Origin of the sequence: Aeromicrobium fastidiosum (assembly GCF_017876595.1) — a bacterium.
GTDB lineage: Bacteria > Actinomycetota > Actinomycetes > Propionibacteriales > Nocardioidaceae > Aeromicrobium > Aeromicrobium fastidiosum.
Genome location: NZ_JAGIOG010000001.1, coordinates 1778603 through 1795243 on the forward strand (window position 1 = coordinate 1778603; position 16641 = coordinate 1795243).

The 16641-nt window shown below is 70.0% G+C and carries 16 protein-coding genes and 1 pseudogene; 15 read left to right on the plus strand and 2 right to left on the minus strand.

What is annotated here, in order from left to right; translation table 11 throughout:
• Positions 1-87: 87 nt before the first annotated feature.
• The 11 genes and pseudogenes from JOF40_RS08820 to JOF40_RS08870 all read left to right on the plus strand — a co-directional run bounded on the left by JOF40_RS08820 (position 88) and on the right by JOF40_RS08870 (position 9412).
• Positions 88-804, plus strand: coding sequence for a YwaF family protein (locus JOF40_RS08820; protein ID WP_209674475.1), 717 nt, complete (start codon positions 88-90; stop codon positions 802-804).
• A 102-nt stretch (positions 805-906) separates the two neighbouring features.
• Positions 907-1272, plus strand: coding sequence for an NADH-quinone oxidoreductase subunit A (locus JOF40_RS08825; RefSeq protein ID WP_129185525.1), 366 nt, complete (start codon positions 907-909; stop codon positions 1270-1272).
• Positions 1263-1832, plus strand: a complete 570-nt coding sequence (locus JOF40_RS08830) for an NADH-quinone oxidoreductase subunit B (RefSeq protein ID WP_425458200.1) — start codon at positions 1263-1265, stop codon at positions 1830-1832. The genes JOF40_RS08825 and JOF40_RS08830 overlap by 10 nt, the downstream gene beginning before the upstream one ends.
• Complete coding sequence (locus JOF40_RS08835) at positions 1829-2395, plus strand: NADH-quinone oxidoreductase subunit C (RefSeq protein ID WP_246152904.1); 567 nt, start codon at positions 1829-1831, stop codon at positions 2393-2395. The genes JOF40_RS08830 and JOF40_RS08835 overlap by 4 nt, the downstream gene beginning before the upstream one ends.
• Complete coding sequence (locus JOF40_RS08840; RefSeq protein WP_129185527.1) at positions 2388-3356, plus strand: complex I subunit 1/NuoH family protein; 969 nt, start codon at positions 2388-2390, stop codon at positions 3354-3356. Before JOF40_RS08835 ends, JOF40_RS08840 begins: the two co-directional genes overlap by 8 nt.
• Positions 3357-3645: 289 nt before the next feature.
• A pseudogene (locus JOF40_RS20240) lies at positions 3646-3870 on the plus strand (4Fe-4S binding protein); the annotation flags it as partial.
• 221 nt (positions 3871-4091) lie between these two features.
• The gene (locus JOF40_RS08850) at positions 4092-4589 is read left to right on the plus strand and encodes an NADH-quinone oxidoreductase subunit J family protein (protein ID WP_246152902.1); all 498 of its coding nucleotides are present in this window, start codon (positions 4092-4094) and stop codon (positions 4587-4589) included.
• Positions 4589-4885, plus strand: coding sequence for an NADH-quinone oxidoreductase subunit NuoK (gene nuoK / locus JOF40_RS08855; RefSeq protein WP_129185529.1), 297 nt, complete (start codon positions 4589-4591; stop codon positions 4883-4885). The genes JOF40_RS08850 and nuoK overlap by 1 nt, the downstream gene beginning before the upstream one ends.
• Entirely contained in the window at positions 4882-6591 is a 1710-nt protein-coding gene (locus tag JOF40_RS08860) for an NADH-quinone oxidoreductase subunit 5 family protein (protein WP_129185530.1), read from the plus strand. Before nuoK ends, JOF40_RS08860 begins: the two co-directional genes overlap by 4 nt.
• Positions 6588-8018, plus strand: coding sequence for a complex I subunit 4 family protein (locus JOF40_RS08865; RefSeq protein WP_188111887.1), 1431 nt, complete (start codon positions 6588-6590; stop codon positions 8016-8018). Before JOF40_RS08860 ends, JOF40_RS08865 begins: the two co-directional genes overlap by 4 nt.
• Entirely contained in the window at positions 8015-9412 is a 1398-nt protein-coding gene (locus JOF40_RS08870; RefSeq protein WP_129185532.1) for an NADH-quinone oxidoreductase subunit N, read from the plus strand. The genes JOF40_RS08865 and JOF40_RS08870 overlap by 4 nt, the downstream gene beginning before the upstream one ends.
• Positions 9413-9417: 5 nt before the next feature.
• On the opposite strand, the gene JOF40_RS08875 is transcribed toward JOF40_RS08870, so the two are convergent.
• Positions 9418-10809 (minus strand): carboxylesterase family protein, encoded by a 1392-nt coding sequence (locus JOF40_RS08875; protein WP_188111886.1) that lies wholly within the window; start codon positions 10807-10809, stop codon positions 9418-9420.
• A 58-nt stretch (positions 10810-10867) separates the two neighbouring features.
• A complete protein-coding gene (locus JOF40_RS08880; RefSeq protein ID WP_129185534.1) occupies positions 10868-12112 on the minus strand; it encodes an ROK family protein in 1245 nt (414 codons plus the stop codon).
• A 136-nt stretch (positions 12113-12248) separates the two neighbouring features.
• Between JOF40_RS08880 and JOF40_RS08885 the strand changes: the two genes are divergently transcribed.
• Genes JOF40_RS08885 through JOF40_RS08900 form a run of 4 tightly spaced genes read left to right on the plus strand, consistent with a single transcriptional unit; the run spans position 12249 to position 16615 of the window.
• The gene (locus JOF40_RS08885; protein ID WP_129185535.1) at positions 12249-13277 is read left to right on the plus strand and encodes a substrate-binding domain-containing protein; all 1029 of its coding nucleotides are present in this window, start codon (positions 12249-12251) and stop codon (positions 13275-13277) included.
• A 1-nt stretch (position 13278) separates the two neighbouring features.
• Positions 13279-14292 (plus strand): ABC transporter permease, encoded by a 1014-nt coding sequence (locus JOF40_RS08890; protein WP_129185536.1) that lies wholly within the window; start codon positions 13279-13281, stop codon positions 14290-14292.
• Complete coding sequence (locus tag JOF40_RS08895) at positions 14289-15080, plus strand: ATP-binding cassette domain-containing protein (RefSeq protein WP_129185537.1); 792 nt, start codon at positions 14289-14291, stop codon at positions 15078-15080. Before JOF40_RS08890 ends, JOF40_RS08895 begins: the two co-directional genes overlap by 4 nt.
• Complete coding sequence (locus JOF40_RS08900; protein WP_129185538.1) at positions 15077-16615, plus strand: class I adenylate-forming enzyme family protein; 1539 nt, start codon at positions 15077-15079, stop codon at positions 16613-16615. Before JOF40_RS08895 ends, JOF40_RS08900 begins: the two co-directional genes overlap by 4 nt.
• The last annotated feature ends 26 nt before the right edge of the window (positions 16616-16641 follow it).

Here is a 16641-nt window from a genome sequence, read left to right on the forward strand (position 1 = left end):
CGGGCGGTGCCGCAGTCGTCCATCACGGGCGTGACAGGCGACTGACGCACCGCTGGGTGACGAGGACGATGGGCTAGCCTCGCGGTCATGATGCTGGCCGCTGACGAGCGCTTCGAGGCCTACGGCACGTCGCATGTGACGGTGCTGGTGGTCTTCGCGGTCGGCGTCGTGGTCGCGATCGTCGCAGGACGCCGGCTCAGCGGCGGCGACCGCGAGCAGCTCGTGCGGCGGACGTTCGCGGTCGTCCTGCTGTGCGTCACGATCCCGTTGCAGGTCCTGCAGCTGACGCCCGACGAGTGGAACCTGCGGACGTCCCTGCCGTTCCAGCTGTGCGACCTGGCCTGGATGTTCGCCGCCCACGCGCTCTGGACCCGCAACCGGCTCACGTCGACCATCACCTACCTGTGGGGCATCACGCTCACGACCCAGGGCATGCTGACGCCCGATCTCGCGTCGGACTTCCCGGAGCCGCGGTTCCTGATGTTCTGGGGCATGCACGTGCTGATCGTGTGGGCGTCGTTCTTCCTCGTCGTGGGGCTGCGCATCCTGCCGACCTGGCAGACGTACCGCCGCACGGTCGCCGTGACCCTCACGTGGGCGGTCGCGGCCTACGTCTTCAACGTGGTCGCCGGCACCAACTACGGCTATCTCAACCGGCTGCCGCAGAACGCGTCCCTGCTCGACCACCTCGGCCCGTGGCCGCTCTACGTCGTGCTCGAGATCGCGATCGTCGCGGCGGTGTGGGCGCTGCTGACGTGGCCCTGGACCCGCGCGAGCGTGCGCGAGACGTCCAGGGTCGCCTGACGCCCAAGATGTCGGCACTTATCGACCGCACCACGGTCCGGAAAGGTCGATAAGTGCCGACATCTCGTGGGCCGGGGTCGGATCTTGCCTAGAGTGTCTGCCATGGACGCCTACCTCGAGCAGTACGCGGCGGTCGGCGCGATCGTCGTGGCCGGCGTCCTGCTCGCGACCGCGATGCTGGGCGTCAACCGCCTCATGCGCCCACAGGTCGCGTCGCGCGACAAGCTCACGACGTACGAGTCGGGGGTCGACCCGGTCGGGCAGGGCTGGTCGCAGTCGACGGTCCGCTACTACGTCTACGCCTTCCTCTACGTCATCTTCGCGGTCGACGCGGTGTTCCTGTTCCCGTGGGCGCTGGTGCTGGAGCAGATCGGCCACGCCGCCGCCGTCGAGATGGGCGTCTTCGTCGGCGTCCTCGCGGTCGGTCTCGCCTACGCGTGGCGCAAGGGGGTGCTGTCGTGGACGTGACCGGAGCCGTCGACCTGCCGATGCCGACCCTGGCGGCGCCGACCCTCGGTGCGGGGTCGCAGAACGCGCCGAAGGCCGCCCGTTACCTGCTCAACTGGGGGCGCAAGTACTCCCTGTGGGTCTTCAACTTCGGCCTGGCCTGCTGCGCGATCGAGTTCATCGCGACGTCGATGTCGCGCCACGACTTCATCCGGCTCGGCGTCATCCCGTTCGCGCCGGGTCCGCGGCAGGCTGACCTGATGGTCGTGTCGGGCACCGTCACCGACAAGATGGCACCGGCCATCAAGCGCCTCTACGACCAGATGCCGGAGCCCAAGTACGTCATCAGCTTCGGCTCGTGCGCCAACTCCGGCGGGCCCTACTGGGACTCGTACTGCGTCACCAAGGGCGTCGACCAGATCATCCCCGTCGACGTCTACGTGCCCGGGTGCCCGCCCCGGCCCGAGGCCCTGCTCGACGGCATCGTCCAGCTGCAGGCCAAGATCGCCGGTGAGAACCTCGCCGAGCGCTACGCCCGCCCGGCGACATCGCTGCTGAGCCCCCGCATCGAGGCACCGTGACCCTCGAGACCAATGCCTTCGGCCCGCCGCACCGGGTCGTCGAGCGTGCTGCCTGGCACGATGCCGTCGCGGCGCTCGAGGCCGATGGATTCGGCTACTTCGACTGGCTGTCGGCGGTCGACGAGCATCCGGAGGGGTTCCGGCTGGTGCTGCACGTGGCGAGGGTCCCTTCGACGGGCTCAGGGAGCGGGTCAGGCGGCGGGCTCGAGCACCTGCTGCTGGTGACCTACCTCGACCGCGAGTCGCCGAGCGTCCCCTCGATCGCCGACGTCTACGCGGGTGCGGCGTGGCACGAGCGCGAGACCCACGAGATGTTCGGCATCGCCTTCACGTCGTCCGCGTCGGGCGAGGCGGTCGACCTCGACCCGCTGCTGCTGCCCGACGGCTTCGAGGGCCACCCGCTGCGCAAGGAGTTCGTCCTGGCGTCGCGGGTCGCGAAGGCGTGGCCCGGCGCGAAGGAGCCGGGCGAGAGCGACGCCGACTCGGCGCACTCGCCGGGACGTCGACGGGTCAAGCCGCCCGGCGTCCCCGACGACTGGCTGCAGGACGGTCGCGATGGGTGAGGTCGTCGACGTCGTGCTGCGGTGCGTCGTCGTGCTGATGGCGTTCCTGACCCTGCCGCTGCTGGTGGGGCAGATGGAGCACAAGGCCATGGCGCACATGCAGAGCCGGGTCGGGCCCATGGCGGCCGGCGGGTTCCACGGCTGGGCGCAGCTCGTGGCCGATGGGGTCAAGTTCGTCCAGAAGGAGAGCATCACGCCGGTCGCCGCCGACCGCCGCGTTTTCGAGCTGGCACCGGCAGTGGCGCTCGTGCCCTATCTCGTGGCGATGCTCGCGGTCCCGCTCGGCCCCTTCTTCGGGCAGGGAGTCCTCATCGGGCAGGATCTTGACGTCGGGCTGTTCTTCGTGCTCGCGGCCATGAGCGTCGGCGTGCTGGGCACCCTGATGGGCGGCCTCGGCAGCGGCAACAAGTACTCCTACATCGGCGGCATGCGGGTCGCGGCGCAGCTCATGTCGTACGAGCTGCCCATGGTGCTGGCGGCGGCGAGCGTCGCGATGCTCGCCGGCACGCTGTCGCTGGTCGGCATCGCGGACGCCTTCGAGCCGTGGTGGCTGCTGCTGCAGCTGCCGGGTCTCGTGGTGTTCTTCGTCGCGGGTCTGGCCGAGCTGCAGCGCCCGCCGTTCGACGCGCCACTGGCCGATGCGGAGCTCGTGATGGGGCCGCTGACCGAGTACGGCGGGATGCGGTTCGCGATGTTCCTGCTCGCGGAGTACGCCGGCATCGTCGTGCTGGCGGCGCTGACGACCGTCCTGTTCCTCGGCGGCTGGGCGGGGCCGTGGTCCGACCAGCTGGGCTGGGCATGGACGCTGCTCAAGATCGTGGCGGTGTCGTTCCTGGTCATCTGGGCGCGGGTCGCCTACCCGCGGCTGCGCGAGGACCAGGTCAACGTCCTGGCCTGGAAGGTGCTGGTGCCGCTGGCGCTGGCGCAGCTGACGCTCACGACCCTGGTGGTGGTCTGGTGACGATTCCCCAGAACGACCGATCTTTCTGCGTTCGTGCTGCTCTGACGACGTCAACGCCGAGACATCGGTCCCTCCGCGCACGTCGGTGCACCGATGTCGCTGCGTTGATGCAGCCGGGACGACCGGAACGCCGAAAGATCGGTCACCCTGAGGGCGGAGGGGCGTCATGAGCTGGGGCAAGGGACTGTGGCAGGGGCTCGCGGTGACGTGGCGCAACCTGACCCGGCGCAGCATCACGGCGCACTACCCCGACGTGCAGCCCGATCTGCCTCCGCGCAGCCGCGGCGTCATCGCTCTGCAGGAGGAGAACTGCACCTCGTGCATGCTGTGCGCCCGGGAGTGCCCCTCGTGGTGCATCACGATCGACTCCCACAAGGAGGTCATCCCCGCAGCCACGGAGGGCGGCCGTGACCGCAGCCAGAACGTGCTCGACCAGTTCGACATCGACTACTCGATCTGCATGTACTGCTCGATCTGCATCGAGGTGTGCCCCTTCGACGCCCTGCACTGGTCGCCGGAGTTCGCCTACGCCGAGGGCGACCTCAAGGACCTGACGCACGACATGAACCGGCTCCGCACCTGGATGGACACCGTGCCGCCACCGCAGGCCCTCGACCCGGGGGCCGAGCAGGGCAAGGAGCTGGACGCGTACGAGCGGACGCGGGCGACCGAGGCCGTACCGCCCGTTGTGCCTGTCGAGACGTCCTTTCGACAGGCTCAAGGAGCGGGGGACGAGTGAACGGCACCGAGGTGGTCTTCGCCCTGCTGTCGGTCGTCGCGGTCGGCTCGGCCGTGCTCGCGATGACGTGCCGTCAGCTGGTGCACGCCGCGCTGTGGCTCGTCGTGACGCTCGGCGCGGTCGCGGGGTGCTTCGTGCTGATGACGGCCGAGTTCGTCGCCTGGGTGCAGGTGCTGGTCTACGTCGGCTCGGTCGTGGTGCTCGTGATCTTCGCGCTGATGCTGACCCGTCAGGGTGCCGGCACGACCGCGGAGGTCACCGGCAACCGGTGGATCGCTGCGGTGCTGGGTCTCGTGGCCGCGGTCGGTCTCGGGGCGACGATGATCGCGGGATTCGGTGGCCAGCGCATCGAGGGACGCCGCATCGGCACGGCCGCCTCGATCGGCGAGGCGCTGTTCACCGACTGGGTGCTGCCGTTCGAGATCCTCAGCGGGGTGCTGCTGGCTGCGCTGGTCGGCGCGATCGTCATCGCACGATCGGGGTCGAACCGCTGATGTCGCTGCTCTACCCGCTGCTGCTGTCGTCTGCCCTGTTCGGCATCGGGCTCTACGGCGTCCTGGCCCGGCGCAACGCCGTGCTGATGCTGCTGGGCGTCGAGCTGATGCTCAACGCCGTCAACCTCAACCTGGTCGCATTCGACGCGTGGTTCGCGGATGCCCTGCACACGGGGCAGGTGCTGACGCTGTTCACGATCGCGCTGGCCGCGTCCGAGATCGGCCTGGGCCTCGCGATCGTCCTGGCACTGTTCCGGGCCGTGCGCACCGTCGACGTCGACGAGGTGGGGCGATGATCCGGCGGTGGGCGTACGTCGGGCTGACCGCGGTGCTGGCGGTCGTCGTCGCGGTGTGGGCGGTCCCCGACCTGGGGCGCGACGGTTTCGCGTTTGCGGGCTTCGCGCCGGATGCGTCACCGCCTCTGCCGTCCTTGTCGCCGGACCTCTTCCTGTGGTTCGGATCGGCCGAGATCGTCCTGCTCGCGGTCGGCGTCGGGCTGCTCGTGCAGATCTACTCGACGGCCTACCTCGGACACCACCCCCGCTACCGCTCGTACGCGCTGGTCATCATCCTGTTCCTCCTCGCGATGATCGCGGTCGTCGGCACGACCAACCTGTGGGTGCTGCTGGTGGGGTGGGAGGTCATGGGCGTGTGCTCGTACCTGCTGATCGGGCACGAGTGGGAGACGCCCGCGGCGCGCGCCGGAGCCGCGAAGGCCTTCCTGGTCACCCGCGTGGCCGACCTGGGGCTGGTCATGGCGATCATCGTGATCGGCGAGACCTACGGGACGTACGACATCATCGGGGCTCAGGTCGCCGAGTCCGAGAACCCACGCAACGCGACGGCGATCGGCCTGCTGGTGCTGGTCGCGGTGATCGGCAAGTCGGCGCAGTTCCCGCTGCAGTCCTGGCTGCCCGACGCGATGCCCGGGCCCACGCCCATCACGGCGCTGATCCACGCCGCGACGATGGTCGCCGCCGGCGTCTACCTCGCCGCCCGGCTGTTCCAGCTGTACTCCGACTCGACGGTCGTCCTCACGACGATGGCCGTCATCGCCGCGATCACGATGCTGTTGGGCGCGCTGTTCGCCCTCGTGCAGACCGACCTGAAACGAGCGCTCGCCTGGTCGACCGTCAGCCAGCTCGCGCTGATGCTCTCTGCCGTCGCGGCCGCCGATCCCGAGGTGGGCCTGGACCACCTGGTCGCCCACGGCGTGTTCAAGGCGCTGCTGTTCCTCGGCTGCGGATGCCTGATGCACGCGGTTGGCACCAGCGCGCTGTCGGCGATGGGCGGCCTGCGTCGCCCGATGCCGGTCACGTTCTGGACCATGACGATCGGCTTCGCCGCCCTGGCGGGCCTCGTGCCCACGGCGGGCTTCTTCACCAAGGACTCGGTGTTGGACGCGATCGTGCGATCGGCGAACGGCGACAGCATGAGCAACCTTGCCGTCGGCACCGCCTGGGGATTGCTGGTCGTGGCCCTGCTGACGTCGGTGGTCACCGCCGCGTACGCGGCCCGGCTGTGGGCCCTGGTGTTCCTCGGGCCTCCCGTCGAGCGGCTCGACACCCACCGCACGCCGCTCGCGATGAGCGGCCCGCTCGTCGTCCTCGCCGTCGGGACGTTCGCGCTGTCGATCGGGCAGACGGTTCACCTGGGCGTCGCGGCCATCAGCACCGTCATCGCGGTCGCGGGAACCGGCGTGGGCCTGGAGGTTGCTCGCCGGGGCGTGTCGCCACGGTGGGCGGCACCCGTCCTCGCCGCCGAGGCTGGCCTCGACCGTCCCTTCTCGCGCTGGCTCCCGGTGTCGGCGTCAGCGGTCGCCCGCACCGTCGTCGACCTCGACCGCGACGCCGTCGACGTCTACCCGCGGGGCGGGGCGTCCGCCGTGCAGGCCGTGTCACGCGGCCTCGGCCGGGCGCAGTCGCGCAACGTGCAGCGCTACGCGACGGTGCTGGCCGCCGGCGCCCTGGTGCTCGTCGTGGTGGCGGTGATGGTCCGGTGATCGCCGCAGCCCTCGTCATCCCGTTCGTCGTCGGCTTCGGCCTGATCGTCGGTCGCCGGTTCATCGACGGTCGCCGCGCCGCGTGGCTCGGCGCCGCCGCGATGACGTCGAGCCTCACGCTCTACGCGGTCTCGTGGGAGGGACGCGGCACGGTCTCGGGCGAGATCGACGTCCCCTGGATCGAGTCGCTGGGTGCCCGCCTGCACCTCGGCGTCACGGCGGTGTCGTGGCCGTTCGCGCTGATGACGGCGTTCATCGCGATCCTGTGCTGCCTGTGGCTCGCGGTCGAGGGCACGTCGCCGGCGCTGGTGGGGCTCGTCCTGGTCATCAGCGCCTCGTCGCTGGGGGTCTTCAGCTCGCTCGACGCCCTGCTGCTGTTCGTGTTCTTCGAGCTGGCGCTCGTGCCGATGTGGTTCGTGATCGCGTGGTGGTCGGACGGCCCGCCCGACGTCGCTCGCCGGGCCGCGACACGCTTCCTGCTGTTCACGGTGGCCGGATCGGCGCTGTTGCTCGTCGGCATCGTCATCGCGGCGACGCGGGGCGGCAGCCTCGAGCTGATCACCATCCGTCCCGACGCCGTGGCGATCGTGCTGATCACGCTGGGGTTCGCGGTCAAGACTCCCGTCGTGCCGCTGCACACGTGGCTGCCCGACGCCCACAGCGCGGCGCCCACGGTCGGCTCGGTGCTGCTGGCGTCGGTGTTCCTCAAGCTCGGCACCTACGGCCTGCTCGTCTTCGTCGGGCCGTCCGACCGGATCGGGGTCGTCGCACCCTGGCTCGCGGTCGCAGGAGCCGCGGGCATCGTCTGGTCGGCGCTGGCCTGCTACGTGCAGGACGACCTCAAGCGGCTCATCGCCTACTCGAGCATCGGCCACATGGGCTTCGTCGTGCTCGCGATCTCCACGCGCAGCGACGTCGGGGTGGCCGCGGCGGTGTTCGGGTCGATCGCCCACGGCCTCGTGACAGGTCTGCTGTTCTTCGCCGCCGGATCGATGAAGGACCGCTACGGGACGTCGTCCATGCGGGCGATCGGCCGCGGGCTCTACGGTCGCGCGCCGTGGCTGGCCGTGACGTTCGTGCTGGCCGCCGTCGCGAGCCTCGGGCTGCCCGGTCTCGCCGGCTTCTGGGGCGAGGTGCTGTCGCTCCGTGCGGCCTACGAGGTCGGCGAGGTGCTCACCCGTCCGGTCGCCTGGACAGGCCTGGGGCTAGCCCTGCTCGGCATCGCGCTGACGACTGCGTACTTCGTCCGCGCGATCCGCCTCGTCGCGCAGGGCGAGCCCGTCCCGCACGAGGGCGACCGCGACCTCGTGCGACGTGAGCTCGCCGTGATGGGCGCGCTCGTGGTCGCCGTCGTCGTGCTGGGCCTCGCGCCGCAGCTGCTGCTCGACCTGTTCGAGCCGATGTCGTGGATGGCGGTGGCGCGATGAACATCCCCGTCGACTGGACCGTCGCCGGCCCCGCCACGATCGTGCTGGTCGGGGCGCTCGTGGCCCTGATGGTCGACGCCTTCTACTCGCGCCGCACGTGGCTGGGATCGGGTCTGCCGGCCAGCATCGCCACGGTCGCGGCGACGGCCGAGCTCGTCCGCGGCGACGCGTCGGCCTACCCGTTCGCCTTCTCCCTCGTCGTGCTGATCGGGACGCTGTTCGTCGTCGTCGCGTCCAACGTCATGAACTTCGAGAATGCGATGCCGCCGGGGGAGTACCACTTCCTGCTGATGAGCGCGGCCGCCGGAGCGCTGCTGATGGTCAGCGCCCGCGACCTCGTGACGCTCGTCGTGGCGCTGGAGCTGCTGTCACTGCCGTCGATCGCGCTCGTCGGTCTGCGGCAGGGCGACCAGCGCGCCATCCGGTCGGCCTGGACGTTCTTCCTCGCCTCGGTGGTCTCGACGGCCGTCACCCTGATGGGGGTGTCGCTGCTGTACGGCGTCACCGGCACGCTGCGCTACGACGAGCTGGCAGACGCGCTCACGGTGCCCGACGTGCCCCGCAGCGTCGTGTCGGTCGCGGTGGTGCTGACGGTCGTCGGCCTGCTGTTCAAGCTGGGTGCCGTGCCGTTCCACCTGTGGATCCCCGATGCCTACGAGGGTGGCTCGGTCATGGTCGCCGGCTTCCTGTCGGCCGTCTCCAAGGCGGCGGCGCTCGGGGCGCTGCTGGTGCTGCTCGCCGTGTCGCTGCCCGCGGCCAGCGACAGCTGGCAGCCGGTCGTCGCGGTCGTCGCCGCCGTCACGATGACGATCGGCAACATCGGGGCACTGCGGCAGGACGATGCGATCGGGCTGCTCGCCTGGTCGTCCATCGCCCAGGCCGGGTTCCTGCTGGCACCTGCTGTCGCCGTCTCCGGGCCGTTCGGCCTGACGCCTGCGGTGCAGTACCTCGCGGTCTACGCGCTGGCCAACCTCGTGGCGTTCGCGGCGCTCGCGGTGCTGCTGCGGCTGCGGGGCAGCACGCGGCTCGACGACCTGAGGGGCCTGGCCCGCACCGATCCGTGGATGGGCGTGCCGCTGGTGTTCGCGACGCTGACGCTGGCAGGGTTCCCGCCCGCCGTCATCGGCTTGGTGACCAAGTACGTCGTGATCCGCCCCGTCGTCGAGGACGGCCACGTGTGGCTGGGCGTCGTCATGGGCGTCAACGTCATGCTGGGCCTGGCCTACTACCTCCGCATGATCGTGACACTGTGCGGCCGGCAGGACGGCGAGCCCTACGTCAGCCCGTCGCCGCCCATCTCGGTGCGCTTCGCGAAGTCGACCGTGCTGATCGGCACCGCCGCGCTCATCGCGGTCAGCGCCTGGCCCGACCTGCTGCTGTCGCACCTGCCGTAGCCGGATCAGCAGGTCGGGACAGGCGCGTTGAACGGATTGCCCAACGCGGGGCCGGACGTCACGTCCAACGGTGCGACGTCGTCGGCCCCGCCCCCGAAGCGCCGTGCCCGAGCGGTGGGACCAGCGGCTGGCCACCCGGGGTCCCCGTCGCGGACGAACCGGACCCAGCCGTCGTGGAGGCGAGCGGCGAGCGCCGCCGAGGGGCTGTGACCCAGTGCCTCGGCCGAGCCCTGGGCGGTGAGCAGGTCCCACACGTACGGCAGGTCGTGGCAGTGGGCGGCCGTGCGGGTCGCCGAGCTGACCTCCCGGAAGTCATACAGCCAGGTCTGGGCGTGACCGGCCTCGTCGCGGGCAGCCGCGAGGTCTGCGGCCGGGCGCCGGAACATGTGGTCGGTCATGAGGTGGCCGACCGGGTCGCCGAGAGGGGGGTCCTCGAACTCGTCGGCCGTCGTTCCGATCAGCAGAGGCCTCGGCGACCGCAGCCAGGCGCGGCCCATGGGAGACGGGAGCAGGTCGCTGTCCTCCGCGGGCCCGAAGTGCAGGTCGACACGTCCTCGTCGGAGGCTTCTCTGCAGCGTCGCGGCGAATGGATGGTCAGGAGCGCCCGGTGCGTCGACCGCCATCTGTCCGGCCTGGAGGTCGAGGACGATCTCGGGGTCGATCGACGCCCACTCCTCGCCGGTTCCGGAGATGCCGGCAGCCGATGCCATCTGCAGGCCATCGATCTGGTGATCGCGGGTGCGTGTCAGCGACGGGGCGGGAGAGGTGACGGCGACCGAGCGGAACAGGCCGTCGGTCCGAGGGGCGGCCATCAACGCGAGGGCCGCGCCACCGCCGGCCGACTGCCCGGCGAGGGTGACCGTGTCGGGCGAGCCGCCGAAGCTCGAGATGTTGTCGTGCACCCACTCCAGGGCGCACAGCACGTCGAGCAGGCCACGGTTGCTGGGGCGCCGGGCGATCCAGCCGAAGCCCTCGAACCCCAGCCTGTACGACACCGACACCGTCACGATCCCGTCGCGGTTGAACGACCCACCGTCGTACCAGGGGCTGGCCGGGGAGCCGGCGATGAAACCCCCGCCGTGGACCCACACCAGCACGGGCAGGCGCGCGTCTGCGTCGCCGGGTGCGGGAGTGAACACGTTGAGGTTGAGGATGTCCTCCCCGGCGATGCTCGGCTCGGGGATCGTCGTCTGCTCGCTGAGCGGGCGGCGTTGTGGCGTCGGCCCGTGGTGATGGGCGAGGCGGACGCCGCTCCAGCGCGCACGCCGCTGGGGTGCGGCGTACGCGAGGGGGCCGATCGGTGCGTCGGCGAACGGGATGCCGAGGAACGCCGCGGAGCCGCCGCGCCAGATGCCTTCGACGGGTCCACATGGCGCGCGGACGATCGGGTTCCGCATGAGTGCCCTCCCGGACTGTACGAAGAGGGACGACGATAGCGCGAGATAGCGACTTATTTCAAGACATGAAATTGCTGAGCCACAGCGGAGTTCCCAGCAGCTGCTCCACGGCATGCCCCGCAGCGCCGATCCGAGCGGCCCGAGCGCCCAGACGGCCCGGGACGATGAAGCCATCCTCGGGAGCGGCCCAGGCGAAGTCGAACGAGTCGTCGCCGAGCTGCAGGGTCTGCGGCAGGCCGAGGTGGTCGAAGACGTCCGCCCAGTAGCCGCCGAGGACGACTCGAGCGGGGTCGAAGGTCAGGGCGATGTCGAGCGTGACACTGGCGATCACCTCGCCCGCGGACGCCACGGCCGACCTGGCCTGAGGGTCGCCCCCGCGCACGCGCTCGACCAGCTCTGCCACCGCGACCGAGATGCCGGCCGACCCGGCCAGGGCCGACAGCCCGGCGTCGCCGAGCACGGCCTCGGGCCCGGCCTCGGCGATGAAGCAGCCGTGGCGACCGCACACGCACGGTCGGCCGCCGGGCCTGACCAGGATGTGCCCCGGCTCGAAGCCGATGCCTCGGTTGCCGGTGACCAGGCGGCCGCCGGTGATGACCCCGCCACCGATGCCGGTCAACGACTTGAGGTAGACGACGTCGGCAGGGGCGGGAGATCCCGGGTCGCCCAGGGCCTGCGCCTCGGCGATCGTCGCCATGTTGGCGTCGTTGACCAGCAGGCAACGCCCGGCCAGATCCGGGCGCAGTGCGGTGATGGCAGCGAGCAGGTCGAAGCGCCGCCACTCGAAGTCGCTCGAGGCGAGCACGACGGGCGGATCGCCCGCGAGCGGGGCCGGCATGATGACCACGACCATGCCGAGATCGACCCCCAGCTCGCGCAGCGTGCGGGTGTGATCGTCCAGCAGGGTGGTGATCACGGCCACGACCGCGTCCGGATCGCCGAGCGGGCGCCCGTGGGGTGCGCCGTCGAGTCGCAGCCTCCGGCCGGCGAGATCGGCGGTCTCGACCAGCACGTCGCTCACGGTGATCTCGACCGAGGCGATCGCCATGCGCGAGCCGTCGAACACGATCGGTGCCACCGGCCTGCCGCCGCGGGGTCCGGCCGTTCCGGGGGTCTCTCGCAGCAGCCCGGCGGTGACCAGCTCGGGCACCATCGTGGTCAGGCTGGCACGAGCAAGACCGGTTCGAGCCGACACCTCTGCTCGGGTGGTCGGTCCGTGCCGTCGGACGTCCTGCACCAGGAGCGCGAGGTTCTGACCTCGTACGCCGGCGACGTCTGCTGGGCGTCCTGTGCGGGGGCTCACAGCGCCATGATGCCGTACGCACCGTGGAATGGCGCGCGCGGCACCGGTGAATTCAAGGCTTGAAATAACTCCGCGATGTGGTTAGAGTCTGTGCCCGCGGTCACATCGACCGCCGCCATGTCGAAAAGAGAACCCCATGAAGATGCGCAGTCGCCCCTTGGCCATCGCAGCGATCGTTGCGTCGTCGACGCTCACGTTGGCCGCCTGCTCCAGCGGCACATCGGCCGAGTCGACGCCCGCGAAGAGCACGGGGGGAGCCTCAGCTCTCGGCAAGGGCGTCAAGGTCGTCGTCGTCGGCGGCCCGCTCTCCGATCCGTTCTTCTCCGCGGTCGACAAGGGCGGATCGGCCGCGGCGGCCGCGATGGGCGCTTCCTACGACTACACGGCACCGAAGGACTTCAGCAACGCCGTCGCAGACCTCACCCAGCTCACGCAGGCCGCGATCACCAAGAAGGCCGACGTCCTCGTGATCGGCGACTTCATCCCCGCCGCCCAGGATGCCGAGATCAAGAAGGCCGTCGATGCAGGCATCACGGTCGTGGTGTTCAACTCCGGCATCGACAGCTGGCAGAAGATCGGCGCGGTCGGCTTCGCCGGCGAGAACCCCGAGGCGACCGGCAAGGCAGCGGGAGCGGCGTTGAGCAGCGGTGGTGCCAAGAACCTCGTCTGCGTCAACCACATCCCCGAGAACCCGGTCCTCCAGGTCAGGTGCGATGGGGCGATCGCCGCGGTGAAGGCCGCTGGCGGTACCGGCGAGACACTGACCATTCCCTCGGCCGAGAGCAGCGATATCCAGGGTGACACCCAGAAGATCAAGGGCTACCTCAAGTCCAATCCTGACGTCGACGGTGTCTTCACCCTGGGTACCAACGTCGCCGTGGCTGCCGAGGCAGCGGTCGAGCAGTCCGGCAAGGACGTCACGATCGGCACGACGGACCTGTCGACTCAGGTGCTCGACGACGTCAAGAGCGGCAAGCTGGCGTTCACGATCGACCAGCAGCCGTTCCTGCAGCTCTACCAGGCGGTCACGGCCGGCGTCATGGACCGTGTCCTCGGACTGCGCACCCTCGACGACATCGAGACGTCGCCGCTGATGATCACCCGGGACAACGTGGACCAGGTCATCGACGTGCAGAAGAAGTTCGGCGTGCGAGGGGCGTCCTGAGGTGGCTTCGATCATCGACGTGACCCGCGCCGGGTCGGCGGTCATCCGCCGACCCGAGGCGGGCTCCGCGGTCGGGGCGGTGTTCGTCTTCGCGTTCTTCGGCCTCTTCGGGATGAGCGCAGGTTTCTGGTCGACCGACGGCTACGTGTCGTGGCTGGCGGTGGCCGCCGAGCTCGGGATCATCGCGTTGCCCATCGGGATGCTGATGATCGCCGGCGAGTTCGACCTCTCGATCGGGTCGGTCCTGGCAGTCAGCTCGATGACGACCGCGATATCGGTCACCCAGTGGGGCCTTCCCCTGATCGTCGGGGCAGCGTTGTCCCTGGCCATCGGTGCCCTGGTCGGCGTGGTCAACGGCTTCCTGGTCGTGCGCACGGGGCTGCCGAGCTTCATCGTCACCCTCGTGATGCTGTTCTCGGTCTCGGGTGGCTCGCTCGCGCTGAGTCGGGCCGTGACCGGCACGACCTCGGTGTCGATGGTGTCGTCCGGATTCGCTCACGATCTGTTCGCAGGGCACGTCGGACCCTTCAACGTCTCGCTGCTGTGGTGGCTGGTGGCCGTCGCGGGGGCTCAGCTCGTCCTGCAGGGCACGCGGCTCGGCAACTGGATCTTCGTCATCGGTGGCGACGCCGACACCGCGGTCCTCAACGGTGTGGCGATCGGCAAGGTCAAGCTCGGCCTCTACGTCTACAGCGGTCTGTCGGCCGCATTCGTCGGCATCATCCAGGCCGTCGAGTTCGGCAACGCCGACGTGACCCGCGGGCAGAACTTCGTCTTCCAGGCGATCGTCGCGTCGGTGGTGGGCGGGTGCCTGCTCTCGGGTGGCTACGGATCCATGATCGGTGTGATGTTCGGCGCGATCACCTACTCGATCGTCAGTGTGGGCATCTTCTACACCGGATGGAATCCCGACCTCGTCCAGCTGTTCGTTGGCATCCTGCTGTTCATCGCCGTGATCGGCAACAACTTCGTACGCCGTCTGGCGATGGCCAAGACCGCAGGAGGTCAGCAATGACGACCATGCTCAGCGCCGAGAACATCACGGTGACGTTCTCGGGCAACTACGCCGTCCACGACGTCAGCCTCCATGTCGACCCCGGGTCGGTGCTGTGCCTGCTCGGCGACAACGGTGCCGGCAAGTCCACTCTCATCAAGGTGCTCTCGGGCGTCTACCAGCCGTCGAGCGGCAACCTGCGTCTTGACGGCGACGTCGTGACATTCCCCTCTCCGCGGGCCGCCCGCGAGGCCGGGATCTCGACCGTGCACCAGTACGGCGGCACGGCTCCGTTGATGAGCGTCGACCGGAACTTCTTCATCGGGTCCGAGCTGACCAGGCGCGTGGGTCCGATCAGGTTCCTGCACCGGTCGAGGATGCGGTCGGAGGCGCTGCAGGCGATCTCGGAGCTCGGCCTCACCCGGGTCACGAACGCTCGCCAGCTCGTGGGCACCATGTCGGGCGGCGAGCGCCAGGCGCTGGCGATCGCTCGGGCGGTCTACTTCGGGGCCCGCGTGCTGATCCTCGACGAGCCGACGTCTGCGCTCGGGGTCAAGGAGGCGGCTCTGGTGCTGCGGCTCATCGACCAGGTCCGAGCCTCCGGTGTCGCCGTCATCTTCATCACCCACAACGCGCAGCACGCGATGGCCATCGGCGACCGGTTCCAGGTGCTGATCGGCGGCAGGACCGCCGCAGACTTCGCTCGCGGGGAGAAGACCCGCAACGAGGTGCTGGATCTCATGGCCGGTGGCGAGGAGTTCGCGGCCCTGGCCGGCGACCTGGGCGGCTCGTTCGGAGGAGACGCGTGAGCGTGTCGTGGATCGAGCAGCACGCTCTGCGTCAGCCTCACAACGAGGCTCTGATCGATCTCGAGACCGGGCACGTCCTGACGTACGGAGAGCTCTGGGCACGGGTGAGGTCGATCGCGTACGCGCTCCAGAGCTCCCACGACGTGGTGCAGGGAGATCGAGTGGCGGTGTTGTCGCGCAACGACACCCGCTTCTTCGAGACGATGTACGCCTGCGCCCTGCTGGGAGCGATCGTGGTGCCCCTCAACTGGCGGCTGACGCCGTCGGAGCTCGGCCAGATCGCTCGTGATGCAGACCCCGCGGTGCTGATCGCCGAGAGCTGGGCCTGCGATGCGGCAGCTGAGATCGCGGCGGATGCGCGTGCGTCGTTGGCGCTGCTCGGATGGTCGAGCGAGAGAGCAGGGGGTGACGACTTCGAGCGCCTCGCGTCCGCCGACGTCCCCCAGGACTGGACCGCGCCGCAGGTGGACGAGGACGAGGTCTGGACGATCATCTACACCTCGGGAACCACCGGCACGCCCAAGGGAGTGCAAGCCAGCCATCGCAACGTGCTGGCGAGCATCGTGGGCATCGTGATCGCGCACGGCGTCGGTCCCGACAGCCGGTGTCTGACGGTTCTGCCGACGTTCCACGTGGCGGGCCTCAACGTCTTCGCGAACCCGGTGCTGCTCATGGGCGGCACCGTGCTCGTGGCCCGCACCTTCGACCCCGCACAGGCCTTGCGCCTGCTGCGCGACGAGCTGCCCGCCGTGACGCACTTCGGCGGGGTGCCGGCGAACTACCAGTTCATCGAACAGCTGCCCAACTTCACCGAACGGCCGCTACGGCCGTTCGTGGGCGCGATCGGTGGCTCCCCGGTGCCCGAGAGCCTTCTTGCGTCATGGCGGGCCCACGGTGCGGCGCTGTCGACCGTCTTCGGGATCACCGAGGCGGGGGCCTGCGTGGCCAGCGTCCCGTCCTCGGTCGAGGACGCTGGTGCGGGAGTCGTCGGGATCCCCGTGCTCCACGCGCGCTGTCGGATCCGGGGCGAGCGTGGCGAGACGCTCGAGGCCGGCCAGGTGGGCCAGCTGGAGGTCGCCGGCGATGTCGTGACGGCCGGTTACTGGCGCAACGCGGAAGCGACTGCCGAGGCCTGCACCGCGGACGGGTGGCTGCGTACGGGCGATGCCGGATCGATCGACGCCGACGGTCGGGTGCGACTCGTCGACCGGTGGAAGGACATGTACATCTCCGGCGGGGAGAACGTCTACCCCGCGGAGGTCGAGAACGTCCTGGCCGCCCATCCGGGAGTCGCGCAGGTTGCCGTCGTCGGCGTCCCCGACGCCACGTGGGGCGAGGTGGGCATCGCGTACGTCATGGCGGCTGCGGGCGCGGCGTGCTCGACCGGCGAGCTCATCGGCTGGTGCAACGAACGTCTGGCGCGCTACAAGGTGCCGCACACCGTCGTGCTCGTCGCCGACCTGCCGCGCAACGCGACGGGCAAGACCCTGAAGGGCGAGCTGCGGGCGCGAGCCGCGCAGTACGTCACCCCATGAACGTCACCCCATGAACAAGGAGACTC